The organism is Bradyrhizobium sp. YR681, assembly GCF_000282615.1.
Lineage (GTDB): Bacteria > Pseudomonadota > Alphaproteobacteria > Rhizobiales > Xanthobacteraceae > Bradyrhizobium.
The window spans coordinates 1-11941 of record NZ_AKIY01000096.1 but is presented as its reverse complement, the minus strand read 5'-3'; the positions used below and the strand labels follow the sequence as shown (position 1 = coordinate 11941).

Annotated in this window: 14 protein-coding genes; 7 read left to right on the top strand and 7 right to left on the bottom strand. The window is 64.2% G+C overall.

Translation table 11 applies throughout. The features are described 5' to 3' along the window. Both PMI42_RS40275 and PMI42_RS10480 read left to right on the top strand, forming a co-directional pair. A partial coding sequence (locus PMI42_RS40275) for a hypothetical protein (RefSeq protein WP_210160933.1) occupies positions 1-261 on the top strand: 261 nt, incomplete at its 5' end. Positions 262-405: 144 nt separating this feature from the next. Beyond that, positions 406-1110: a hypothetical protein gene (locus PMI42_RS10480; protein WP_008133394.1), complete on the top strand. Its 705-nt coding sequence runs from the start codon at positions 406-408 to the stop codon at positions 1108-1110. Between the two features lie 140 nt (positions 1111-1250). Here PMI42_RS10480 and PMI42_RS10475 read toward each other — a convergent pair whose 3' ends face one another. Both PMI42_RS10475 and PMI42_RS10470 read right to left on the bottom strand, forming a co-directional pair. Then, a complete protein-coding gene (locus tag PMI42_RS10475; protein ID WP_035965162.1) occupies positions 1251-1673 on the bottom strand; it encodes a hypothetical protein in 423 nt (140 codons plus the stop codon). Positions 1674-1957: 284 nt separating this feature from the next. Next, a complete protein-coding gene (locus PMI42_RS10470) occupies positions 1958-2845 on the bottom strand; it encodes a LysR family transcriptional regulator (protein WP_035965159.1) in 888 nt (295 codons plus the stop codon). A gap of 102 nt (positions 2846-2947) precedes the next feature. Here PMI42_RS10470 and PMI42_RS10465 point away from each other — a divergent pair, with 102 nt between their 5' ends. Beyond that, entirely contained in the window at positions 2948-3409 is a 462-nt protein-coding gene (locus PMI42_RS10465) for a GlcG/HbpS family heme-binding protein (protein WP_008133389.1), read from the top strand. Between the two features lie 137 nt (positions 3410-3546). Then, positions 3547-5169 (top strand): ABC-F family ATP-binding cassette domain-containing protein, encoded by a 1623-nt coding sequence (locus PMI42_RS10460; RefSeq protein WP_008133387.1) that lies wholly within the window; start codon positions 3547-3549, stop codon positions 5167-5169. Positions 5170-5456: 287 nt separating this feature from the next. Here PMI42_RS10460 and PMI42_RS10455 read toward each other — a convergent pair whose 3' ends face one another. Then, a complete protein-coding gene (locus PMI42_RS10455; protein ID WP_008133386.1) occupies positions 5457-5990 on the bottom strand; it encodes an REP-associated tyrosine transposase in 534 nt (177 codons plus the stop codon). A gap of 211 nt (positions 5991-6201) precedes the next feature. Here PMI42_RS10455 and PMI42_RS10450 point away from each other — a divergent pair, with 211 nt between their 5' ends. Then, positions 6202-6978, top strand: a complete 777-nt coding sequence (locus PMI42_RS10450; protein ID WP_008133384.1) for a class I SAM-dependent methyltransferase — start codon at positions 6202-6204, stop codon at positions 6976-6978. A 132-nt stretch (positions 6979-7110) separates the two neighbouring features. Here the strand turns inward: PMI42_RS10450 and PMI42_RS10445 are convergent, their stop codons facing one another. After that, positions 7111-8085 (bottom strand): glycerophosphodiester phosphodiesterase family protein, encoded by a 975-nt coding sequence (locus PMI42_RS10445; RefSeq protein WP_008133382.1) that lies wholly within the window; start codon positions 8083-8085, stop codon positions 7111-7113. A gap of 146 nt (positions 8086-8231) precedes the next feature. Between PMI42_RS10445 and PMI42_RS10440 the strand changes: the two genes are divergently transcribed. Then, complete coding sequence (locus PMI42_RS10440; protein WP_008133380.1) at positions 8232-9107, top strand: MBL fold metallo-hydrolase; 876 nt, start codon at positions 8232-8234, stop codon at positions 9105-9107. Positions 9108-9150: 43 nt separating this feature from the next. Here PMI42_RS10440 and PMI42_RS10435 read toward each other — a convergent pair whose 3' ends face one another. Both PMI42_RS10435 and PMI42_RS10430 read right to left on the bottom strand, forming a co-directional pair. After that, positions 9151-10242 (bottom strand): type II asparaginase, encoded by a 1092-nt coding sequence (locus PMI42_RS10435; protein ID WP_008133379.1) that lies wholly within the window; start codon positions 10240-10242, stop codon positions 9151-9153. A gap of 264 nt (positions 10243-10506) precedes the next feature. Continuing rightward, a complete protein-coding gene (locus PMI42_RS10430) occupies positions 10507-10755 on the bottom strand; it encodes a hypothetical protein (protein ID WP_008133377.1) in 249 nt (82 codons plus the stop codon). A 246-nt stretch (positions 10756-11001) separates the two neighbouring features. Between PMI42_RS10430 and PMI42_RS10425 the strand changes: the two genes are divergently transcribed. Then, the gene (locus PMI42_RS10425; RefSeq protein WP_008133374.1) at positions 11002-11460 is read left to right on the top strand and encodes a cupin domain-containing protein; all 459 of its coding nucleotides are present in this window, start codon (positions 11002-11004) and stop codon (positions 11458-11460) included. 3 nt (positions 11461-11463) lie between these two features. Here PMI42_RS10425 and PMI42_RS10420 read toward each other — a convergent pair. Beyond that, a partial coding sequence (locus PMI42_RS10420) for an alpha/beta hydrolase fold domain-containing protein (protein WP_008133372.1) occupies positions 11464-11941 on the bottom strand: 478 nt, incomplete at its 5' end.

Here is an 11941-nt window from a genome sequence, read left to right as displayed (position 1 = left end):
GGGGGGGAGCCGGTAGCGGCGGCACCATATTTCGAAGGCCGCGTCGAGCAGCGGTTGCTTCGCCGCGCTGGCGATAATCGCTGCGACCTGTTGCTCGGCTGTCGGTTCCCTCTGGTCCATGCCGCTTTCGTCGCAGGCTTGCCCGGGTTGGTTCGAAAGCCATCCGGGGCCGCACACATGAAGAAAATCGAAAACAACCCCATACACAGTAGCCAAGTTGTTGAAATTGCAAGATTGCGGATTTTACGAAAATTCGATTGACCCGTCGGGCAAAACAGGGGCATGATGGCATCGTGCGGCGAAGGGGTTGGGGCGCGCCCCTGCGCGGAAAAGCCGGATGGCCTAGGTGCGGCGGCAGTGCTAGGTAGCCTTCCGATTCCTTTCTGATTTTGTGGACTTAGTGCGTTGCTGGATGGACTCTACAAGGTTGAATACGGCGTCAACGATGCGTTCGGCCGCAGCATCATGTGCCTGCATGACGGCAAGATGCTGGGCGGCAATTCGGGCTTCGCGCATCTTGGCACCTATGTCGAACAGGGCGGCGAGATCGTCGCCGAGGTCATCACCGAGCGGCATAATCTGGATCCGAACTACAAGCCGTTGATGGGCGCCGATGTCGCCGCGATCGGCGCACGCGGGCGGCTCTTCGGCAACCAGATCCGTCTCGAGGGCGGCGCGAACACCATGCCGGGCGCAAAATTCTGGGCCAACCTCACGCCGCTCGACGACGAGGCGCTGCCGCCGAGCGGAGAGGTCGGTCCCGGCGGCATCGCCAACGGACTCTACGGGATGGGCCTGCGCGCGCTCGACGGCGTCGATGCGGGATTGTCCGGCGTCATGCTCCTGATCGACGGCCGCATTCTTGGTGGCGATGCCTTCTTCTACTATCTCGGCTCGTACTCGTCGGCGGACGGCCGCTGGAAGGGCGAGATTCTGAACCAGGAGCATACGCCGGCGAAAGGCGAGAACCCTGTCTTTGGCGGCTATGAGGTCGGGATCGGTTTCTCCGGAACCTGCACGGAAGACAGCGGCGAGCTCGAAGGCATCGCGCTGGCCGGCAAGCGCAGCCTGCGGCTGGCGGCGTCGCTCAAGCTGATGCGAAGGGCGTAGGGGCGGGGGCTCATGGAAGGCGCGGTCCGCTTACGGCAAAACGGACCTGGAATCTGGTCTGGATGAACGTCTGCCTTGGGCCAACAGCGGAAGTCATCGTGGAGATGAAAATGAAAGATGCCGCTCCAACTGAGGCGGCCTTAGTCGCTCTCTTTTGCAGCATTCCACTTGGCTCCTGGCCACCACAAACCGGTTTTCGCCTTGTTGTAGATGCACGTAAATATGAGCAGCAAACCTCCCGTTCCAAAAACACACAGGTCAAATGCCGGTGCAAATCCTGCAAAAAAAGCAGGGACAGCGACGATCCACCATAGGACCTGCAACCATTCTGGAAGCTCGTATTTCGGTTCTACGCACGCGCTATAGGCGCGATCCTCGAAAGATGGTTTCCCGCCGCTCGACGGCGCTTTCGCGATTTGATAAACGATCCCGCCCCCGATCAGCATCACGCCGAAGCAAATAAGCACGACGCCCAGTCCGGGCCAAAAACCCATTTGAAATGCGACCGGGCCGAGGAGCAAGACAACTCCGACCGCCAACAGGCAAATGGCCTCGACGTTCATGATGTGACCGCTAGACAAGTCGAACGCACCTCGAAATGCTCATCTCCCATAAAATAGGTCAGATCAGGCTAACCCGTGTTCAACGGGAAACCACACAAAAGCGTTATGCCGCGTCGCAATGGCCATTTTCCGCAATGTCGGATTTGGGTCAAAAGCCGACGCCTGACGGGCAGCAGCGGCAAGTCTGCTCTCGGGTAATGGCGGACATCACGCCTTGCAGGTCGGCTGGCGCGCTTTGGACCGATGCCGCACGATACGGTCGCCGCCAGCGCGAGAGCCACGCCTCATATCCGCAGGGCCGAGAGGCGCGCGACGAGAAAGTCCATCGCGGCACGGACACGCCGCGGCAACGCGCCGGCGCCTCGTCTGGCCCGAACGATCTGGAGTGGAATGGGTGGCGGCTCGTGGCCGACGAGGATCTGCTCGACGATCCCTTGCTCGATGAGCTTGCGCACCTGCCAGAGCGGTGCGAGTCCGATGCCAATGCCCGACGCGACGGCCGCATTGCGCACGGCGGCATTTTCCGACCGAAAGCGGCCACGCACTGCGATGCGCCGCCTGTCGTTGTCGAACACCCATCTGTCGTCGTCGCTGGCTCGCAACACGCACTCATGACGGGACAGCTCTCGTGGAAGCTCGGGACGGCCGTGTGCGGCGAGATAAGCCGGTGACGCGAAGACCGCCCAGCTCAGCCCGCCGATGCGGCGAACCCGCATGTTCGAGTTCGGCAGGTTGCCGATACGGACCGCGAAATCCAGCTTCTCGGCGACGAGGTCGACATGCTCGTCGGACAGGACAAGTTCGATGTCGACATCGGGATTCCGCGTCAGGAACTGGCTCAGCGCGGGTGTCACATATTCGGGGCCGAACAGGCTCGACGTGCCGACGCGGATGGGGCCGGCGAGGCGCCGGTCGCTGGCGATCAGGTCTTCGCGGGCGCCGTCGATGGTCGCGAGTGCCAGGCGGATGCGGTCGGCAAAATCGAGTCCCGCCGCCGTCGGGTGCAGGCGCCGCGTCGTCCGCGACACAAGCTCTATGCCAAGATCCTGTTCGAGCCGTGCCAGCGAGCGGCTGACCGCCTGGAGCGATCGGCCGAGACGAGCTGCGGCCGACGTCAGGCTGCCCTCGTCAACGATCCCCAGAAACGTCGTGTAGTCCGCAAGCGAGGTCAGGGCTATTCTCTCGACAAGTGAGATAATGTATCCAGGATATCATATATTATCACCAGATGTGCAACGTGCTGTTGATGGGCTCTCAATGGTTTGGAGCACTCCATGACGAAGATCGCCCCCTCGACGGCAAAAGCGCCGATTGCAGCCCTGACGCCTCTCTACGGCCCCCCTATAACGTTCGACGAGGCCGCGCTGGTCGCCGATGCAGCGCGCGCTGAAGCCGAGCGTCATGGATGGCCGATGGTGATCGCGGTGACCGATAGCGGCGGTCATCTCGTGCTGTTGTGCCGTCTCGACCAAGCCCAGCACGGCAGCGTGCTCGTCGCTCAGCAGAAGGCGAAGACGGCCGCTGATTTCAGGCGGCCGACAGGAGCGTTCGAATCCGCGCTCGCTGACGGTGGCCTTCATCTGCGACTTCTCGGCATGACCAATCTGACGCCTCTGGAAGGCGGCCTTCCGATCCTGCGCGACGGCAGGGTGATCGGCGCGATCGGCGTGTCTGGCATGCAATCGACCCAGGACGCGCAGGTCGCCGCGGCGGGGCTTGCGGCGCTCGGAGCCTGAGGGCTCGAAGTGGCGCGCGGCGCGGAACAGCAGCCCGGACCGGCCAGCGACGGCGGAATCCGGGCCTTGCCGGGCTTCCCCTGGGGAGCCGCATGGCCTATTACGCTGCAGCGCAAAAATCCCCCTGAAAAGACCCCATGATCCGCCTCGACAACGTCAGCAAGCAAGCCGGCCACCAGATCCTGTTCATCGAAGCCTCCGCCGCTCTCAACAAGGGCGAGAAGATCGGCCTCGTCGGGCCGAACGGCGCCGGCAAGACCACTTTGTTCCGGATGATTGCCGGTGAGGAGCTCCCCGACGAGGGGCAGGTCTCGACCGATCGCGGCATCACCATCGGCTATTTCAACCAGGACGTCGGCGAGATGTCCGGGCGCAGCGCCGTGGCCGAGGTCATGAACGGCGCCGGTCCCGTCAGCGAGGTCGCGGCCGAGTTGCACCAGCTCGAGGTTGCGATGGCCGATCCTGACAAGGCCGACCAGATGGACGAGATCATCGCGCGCTACGGCGAGGTGCAGCATGCCTTCGAGGAGCTCGACGGCTACGCGCTCGACGGCCGGGCGCGCGAGGCGCTGTCGGGCCTCGGCTTCAGCCAGGAGATGATGGACGGCGATGTCGGCAAGCTCTCGGGCGGCTGGAAGATGCGCGTGGCGCTGGCGCGTATTCTCTTGATGCGGCCCGACGTTATGCTGCTCGACGAGCCGAGCAACCATCTCGATCTCGAAAGCCTGATCTGGCTGGAGAAGTTCTTGCACGATTACGAGGGCACGCTGCTGATGACCTCGCATGACCGCGAGTTCATCAACCGCGTCATCTCCAAGGTGATCGAGATCGACAGCGGCTCGCTCACCACCTACACCGGCGATTACGAATTCTACGAGCAGCAGCGGGCGCAGAACGAGAAGCAGCAGCAGGCCCAGTTCGAGCGCCAGCAGGCCATGCTCGCCAAGGAGATAAAGTTCATCGAGCGCTTCAAGGCGCGCGCGTCCCATGCCGCCCAGGTGCAGAGCCGGGTGAAGAAGCTCGACAAGATCGAGCGGGTCGAGCCGCCGCGTCGCCGCCAGACCGTCGCCTTCGACTTTCCGCCGGCGCCGCGCTCGGGCGAGGACGTCGTGGCGCTCAAGAACGTCTACAAGGGCTATGGCAGCAAGCGGATCTATGACGGGCTCGACTTCATGATCCGCCGCCGCGAGCGCTGGTGCGTGATGGGCGTCAACGGTGCTGGCAAGTCGACGCTGCTCAAGCTCATCGCGGGTGCGAGCGAACCCGACGAGGGGACGGTCGCGGTCGGCGGCAGCGTCAAGATGGGTTATTTCGCCCAGCACGCCATGGATCTGCTCGACGGCGAGCGCACCGTATTCCAGTCGCTGGAAGACCAGTTTCCGACCGCGGGGCAGGGCTCCTTGCGCGCGCTCGCCGGCTGCTTCGGCTTCTCCGGCGACGACGTCGAGAAGCGCTGCCGCGTGCTCTCGGGCGGCGAGAAGGCGCGCCTCGTGATGGCAAAAATGCTGTTCGATCCGCCGAACTTCCTGGTGCTGGACGAGCCGACCAACCATCTCGACCTCGCCACCAAGGAGATGCTGATCAACGCGCTGTCGGATTTCGAGGGCACCATGCTGTTCGTCTCGCATGACCGGCACTTCCTGGCGACGCTGTCGAACCGGGTGCTCGAGCTGACGCCGGAAGGCATCCACCAGTTCGGCGGCGGCTACACCGAATATGTCGCCCGCACCGGGCAGGAAGCGCCGGGATTGCGGTCCTAGACGGGATCGGCAGCCCGGATGGAGCGTAGCGCAATCCGGGTTTCGTGCCGCACGGGTGCTCGTTGCGATGCGGATGGTCCGGCCCCGGATTACGCTTCGCTCCATCCGGGCTACGGGGAGGCGGCGGGTGCGTAGCCCGGATGGAGCGTAGCGCAATCCGGGTTTCGTGCTGCACGGGTGCTCGTTGCGATGCGGATGGTCCGGCCCCGGATTACGCTTCGCTCCATCCGGGCTACGGGGAGGCGGCGGAGTGCGTAGCCCGGATGGAGCGAAGCGCAATCCGGGATTCAATCTCCGCGCTCTCCGAAGTTGCCGCCGATTTCGCCGGCTCCTCCCCAATCAGCGGGCAGCAGGCCCGCGCGAACGTAGCGATGGAGTGACGAGTACGGCCAGTCAATCGGTGACGCAACGAGGCGGTGCTTGACCGGATTGAAATGAATGTAGTCGGCGCAGCGTTCGAAATCCGCCTCGTCGCGGATGGTGTGTTCCCAAAAGCGCCTCTGCCACAGGGAGAACTCACCGCGATGGTTGCGCGAGATGAGAACGCCTGAAGTCGCCAGTCGGTGCGTGAAGACACTCTTGATTCGGCGCCATCTGCTGGAGAAGTCAGCGTCGTTGTCCGGCAGCGTCATGATGACGTGCAGATGATCGGGCAGGACCACAATCGCATCGATCGTGAATGGCCTCTCGCCGCGAGCGATCCGAAACGCTGCGCGGAGTTTTTCCGCGTGCTCGACCAGCGCGGACGATCTTCGATCGTGCAGCGTCGCAGTGAAGAAGTAGCTCCCGCCGGGTACGAAATTTCTCCGATAGCGGACCATGCGAGGGCTGTCCCGGATTACGCTTCGCTTCATCCGGGCTACAACCGGATCGCGAGAATTGCAATGAATTCGCTCGCTTTGGCGCGTCAGCCGCTCTCGTTCCTCTGCCTCAGCGAGGAGCGTGAACGTCGCGAAACGGTCGCGGCCGCGCAAGCCTCGCGCAATCCTCACCGGCGATGGTCCGCCCCGGGCGATGGTTGCGGAACGGGGCATGATCACCAAACTGAAGGACGTCTCCACGACGCCTCTGCCGTGCAAGATCTGTGGCGGAGAGGCCGCGCTGTTCGGCGTGGTCGATTTCGCCAAGCATTGCAGCGAAGCTCGCGTCAGGCGGCTGCCGCTGTCGGGAATGCCGGTCTATTATCGCCGCTGCCTGAGCTGCGAATTCCTGTTCACCGACGCATTCGACGATTGGAGCGAGGCGACCTTCAAGGCCGAGATCTATAACGACGGGTATATCGAGGTCGATCCCGATTACAGGCAGGTCCGGCCGACCGGCAATGCGAGACTGGTGCACAGTCTTTTCGGGGCGAACAAGACCGAGTTGCGCGTGCTCGATTATGGCGGCGGCGATGGCCTGCTGAGCGAGACGTTGCGCAGCTCCGGCTTCCCGGAGCCGCGGACTTTCGATCCCTTTGTGGCCGATTTCGCGCGGCCGCTGGAGGAAAAATTCGACATCGTCACCTGCTTCGAGACGCTGGAGCACATGCCCGATCCGACGGCCGGCATCGCCGCCATCGTGGCAAGCATGAAGGAGACCGGGCTCGTGCTGTTCTCCACGCTGGTGCAGCCGCCCGATTTCGAGATGCTCGGCGTCAATTGGTGGTATGTCGGCCCGCGCAACGGCCATGTCTCGATCTTCAGCCGCGCAGCGCTCGTCCGCGCCTGGCGGTCCCACGGCTATCAGACCGCTTCCTTCGACGACAATCTGCACATGGCCTTCCGCTCGCTGCCGGAATTCGCGCGGCATCTGCTGGACCAGGCTTGACGGGTATCCGGGGCGCCTTGGCCGTGAGACGATCGCGCGTCATTCCGGGCTGGACCCCAATCGCGAAACGGCAAGAAGCTCGCGACGCGGCACACGTCCCGCGCACCGGGCGGGAAGCGCGGGATTGCGGAGCTAGTTCCTGGTGCTGCGGGCGATCGTCTCGATCTCGTTGGTCCAGATCCCGCCGGAATAGCCTTGCGGAAGCCGCGCCAACAGCTCCGGCGTGTCGATGCCGGTCGAGAACTCGCCGCCGCTGTAGGGGCCGAGCACGAATACCGCGCTGTTGGCGTCGGTCATACGATCGAGAAAACGATCGGGCCAGCCCCACAGCCAGGGGGCGACGTTGATCGGAACCAGCACCATCGCAGTTCGGCAGGCGGCCGGCACGAGGCCGGTCCAGCCATAACCGATATAGCCGATCAGGCAGCTCCGGATCGCGCCGCGCGAAATCGTGCGGACCTCGGGCGTGTCGCGACGGATCACCTCGATCGGCTCATCGCCGCCATACACCATGATCCTCCGGCGTCGCTCGGCAGGCAGCGCGTTCAGCACGGCCGCGAGCTTCGCGCCCTCGTTAGCGTCGCGGCTCTTCACATTGATGAGGAGTTGCTTGTCGGGGAAGGCGGCAAACACCTCGGAGAGCGTCGGCATCATCCCGATGCCCTTGCCGCGAAACGGGAAGGTCCTGCCGCCGTCGGCGGTGTAGCCATGGCCGATGTCGAGCGTTTTCAGCCTGGCCATGGCCTGCTCGCGCGTGACGCCGTGGCCGTCGGTGCGGCAGTCGAGCGTCCAGTCGTGGAAGACGGCGAACTCGCCGTCGGTGGTCGGATGCACGTCGAGCTCGACCTCGTCGGCGCCGGCCTCGAAGCTCGCGCGCATTGAACGTATGGTGTTCTCCAGATAGTCGTGCGCCGGCGGCAGCATTCGCGTGGCGGTGCAAGTGTCGTTCTTCACGTCGCGCTCGTCGAAGCGCTGCGCCATGCCGCGATGCGCGAGCAACGCAGGTTGGCCGCCGCGATGCGGTGCCAGAAGACTGGTGTTGTTGATGAAGACGCCCGCCGTGACAGCAAGGATGGCCGCCGCCGCAACTCCGAGTTTCCTGCCCACCGATTCCTTCCCAATTGCGCGACGATCATCGGTGGTATTTGGGGTCGATTTGGGGCTATCGCCGCGCATGGCAGGCCGATGGTCATCGCAGCTTGAACGCGCCTGCTCCGTTCGCTACGCTCTCTGGAAAAAGGGAGCGAAAAACCATGAAGCAACTGCGGATCGGCGACATCACCATCGATGCGGTGATCGAGCGGGAGGGGCCGTGGCGGCGGCCGCAGGACTTCTTCCCGGCCTACGACGAGAGCGTGTTCAAGCGCCATCTGCCGACGATGGAGCCGGAGGTGTTCGATGCCGCGCGCGGCATGATGGTGATCACCTACCAGACCTTCGTGGTGCGCACGCCGCGCTACACCATACTGGTCGACACCTGCACCGGCGAGGACAAGGGCCATCCGCCGCCGTTCGACTTTCCCGGCAAGGAGCGCTGGCGCAACGAGCTGTTCGCGCTCGGAATCGGCTTCGAGCAGATCGACTATGTCTTCTGCACGCATCTGCACATCGACCACACCGGCTGGAACACGACCCTGCGCGACGGCCGCTGGGTGCCGACGTTCCCGAACGCGAAATACGTCTTCCACAAGGGCGAATATGCGGCCTGGGAGGCGGCGAACGCTGAGGGCAAAGATCCGCCCGGCACCGTCTTCCGCGACAATTGCCTGCCGATCGTCGAGGCGGGGCAGGCACTGCTGGTCGATGACGACTACGCGCTGGATGATACCGTCACACTGACGCCGACACCGGGGCATTCCCCCTGTCATTGCTGCGTGAACATCTTTTCGAAGGGCCAGCGCGCGGTGGTCGCGGGTGACCTCATGCATCACCAGATCCAGTGCCGCGAGCCGGAATGGTCATCGAAGCCGGATTGGGATGCCAAGCAGTCGGCGGTGTCGCGGCGAAAGTTCTTCGCTTCCGTCGCCGACACCGACACGCTGATCCTGCCGATTCATTTTCCGGCGCCGACGGTCGGGCTGATCAAGCCGCTCGGCACCGCCTTTGACTACCGTTACAAGCGGGAGTGAGGTTTTCGATCGCCAGTCGGGGCTACAGACCTCACGGGATGGTCTAATACGTGTAGAACATCCGCTGGATCTCCTTGCTGTCGGTCGTCTTGGTCAGCGCCAGCATCAGCAGGATACGCGCCTTCTGGGGATTGAGCGTATCCGAGACGATGAAGTCGTGCTCGTCGTCCTTGGCTTCGCCATTGCGCGCGACGATGCCGTTGCCGACACGGCTGCTGCGAACGATCGCGACACCCTTCTTGTGGGCGTCGTCGAGCGCCGGCTCGACCGCGGGCCGGGCAAGGCTGCCGTCACCCGCGCCGGCATGCACGATCCCCTTGGCCCCTGCGGCGACAAACGCGTCGATCGCGACCCGGTTCATGTTGGCGTAGCCGTAGACGATGTCGACCTGGGGCAGGACATCGAGGGTGGAGACGTCAAATTCGGAGTCCGCCGTGTGCCGGCGCGTCGATTGACGATAGAAGTACGGCTTGTTTCCCTGCATGTAGCCGAGAAAGCCGAGCTCCGGCGTGCGGAAGGTGTCCGCCGTCGAGGTGTTGTTCTTGGTCACGTCGCGCGCCGCGTTGATCTGATCGTTGAGAGCAACGAGCACGCCCTTGCCTACCGCTTCGTCACTGCCCGCTAGGATCACCGCGTTGAAGAGGTTGATCGGCCCGTCCGCGCTGATCGCTGTCGAGGGCCGCATCGCGCCCACGACGACGACAGGTTTCTTGCTCTTGACGACCAGGTTCAGGAAATAGCTGGTTTCCTCGATCGTGTCGGTGCCGTGCGTGATCACGATGCCATCGACGTCGTCCTGGGCGAGGAGCGTGTTGACGCGCTTGGCGAGCTTGAGCCAGTAGTCATTGTTCATGTTCTCGCTGGCGATCTGGAAAACCTGCTCGCCCTTGACGTTCGCCACCGTTTTCAGTTCGGGGACGGCGTTCAGGAGGGTCTCGATGCCGACGGTGGCAGCGGTGTAGCCGACCACGGTGGTGCTGCTCGCCCCGCTGCCGGCGATCGTGCCGCCGGTTGCCAGGACCATGACGTTGGGCAGACCGGGGCCCCTTGCATGCGCGACGTCAAAACTGACGAGCAGCGCGAAGAGCACGCCCATTGCCGCCATCGTGTAGTCACGCACTCGAAACTGCAACATCTCGACCACCCTTTGCTGGAAGACTCGTTGATGCGCCCCGGTTCGCTCAGCGCTGCATGATCCGCCAGCCGAGGCACTCTGTCTAGGGTGGCGATGATTTCCTTTGCGCGTTCGGCGTGCGGGAACAGACAAGAGGCGTTTGTCGTCGTTACTCGGAAACAAAAATGTGGATGCCCGGGACATCTAGCGCGAAGGCGCGCTTCTTCCCGGGCATGACGAGTTCGTGGCGCGATTGCTCGCTAAATGAGCACGTAGCCGCAGTGGTCAGGCGCTGACTTCGCACTTCTTCATGAAGCTGTTCTTGGCGGCACCGGCGAGCGGCTTGCCGTCGGCGCTGACGGCCTTGGGCGTGCAGGCATCAGCCTTGCACTTCTTCATGAACGAGGTCTTGGCGGCGCCGGCCAGCGGCTTGCCGTCCTTGCCGACGGCCTTGCTCTCGCAGGTGTCGTCCGCGAAGGCCGAGCCCGCCGCAAAGGTGGCAACGATCGCAGCCAGAAAAATCCGCTTCATCATGGGTGTCTCCCTAAACCAAAAATGGCGCGTGGATTGGAGCCGGGAATCGTGGCGCAATCAAGCTGGATCGGCGCGTGCCGGCGCGGGCACCGACAATTTCCGGCGCGCGATGAACGCATTTTGCCTTGACGCACAGCACCAAAGGCGGGCTTTGGGATTCGCGCCCGCCGCTTGCTGCACTGCGCGCTGACCGCCGGGCGCGAACCTGTTAGGCTCGTCCCATTGCAGCAGGACCGGAGCGTTGCCATGGACGCCGTGACGAGCCCGCAGACCGCCGACCAGCATTCCCATCTGGTTCAACCCCAGACAATGGAATGGCAGAAGACGCGCTTCCCCGGCTGCGAGGCCAAGACCTTGCTGTTCGACCGCGCCACGGGCCTGATGACGGCGCTGATGCGGTTCGCGCCGGGATCCGTGCTGCCCGATCACGAGCATGTCGGCATCGAGCAGAGCTATGTGATCGAAGGCGCGCTCGTCGACAAGGAAGGGCCGGCCGAGGGGATCGCCTGCAAGGCCGGCGAGTTCATCTGGCGCGAGGCGGGCAGCCGCCACGCCGCCTGGTGCCCGGACGGTGCGCTGATCCTCGCGATCTTCCAGGTGCCCAACAAGTTCTTCGAGGCCGACGGCCGCGTGGTCGATGCCAGCGGCCAGGACTGGGACGAGGCGTGGGGGCACACCGGGGCGCAGCGGCCGCATCAGGCCTAGCCGTCATACCCCGCGCGCCAGCAACGCCTTGAAATCGGCCCGCGCGCGTTGCGCCTCGGCGCGCGCGACCTCGGAGGCGTCGCCGAGGCCGAAATAGCCGTGAATCAATCCGGCGCCCTCATGGTGCTTGACCCGCACGCCGGCGGCCTCCAGCGCCCTCGCATAGGCCGCGCCCTCGTCGCGCAGGGGATCATACCAGGCGGTGGTCACGATCGCGGGCGCGAGGCCGGCAAGCGATGCCGCGCGCAGCGGCGAGACGCGCCAGTCGGCGGCGTCGCCGGGATCGGCGAGATAGTGGCCGCAAAACCATTGCATCGTCGCACGCGTGAGGAAGTAGCCGTCGGCATTGTCGGCACGTGACGGAAAGCGCGCGTTTTCGCGCACGTCTGCGTAGCCGCCGACCACGTCGGTGACGGGATAGACCAGCAATTGCGCGGCGAGCCCGATGCCGGCATCGCGGCAGGCGATCGCGGCGGCCGCC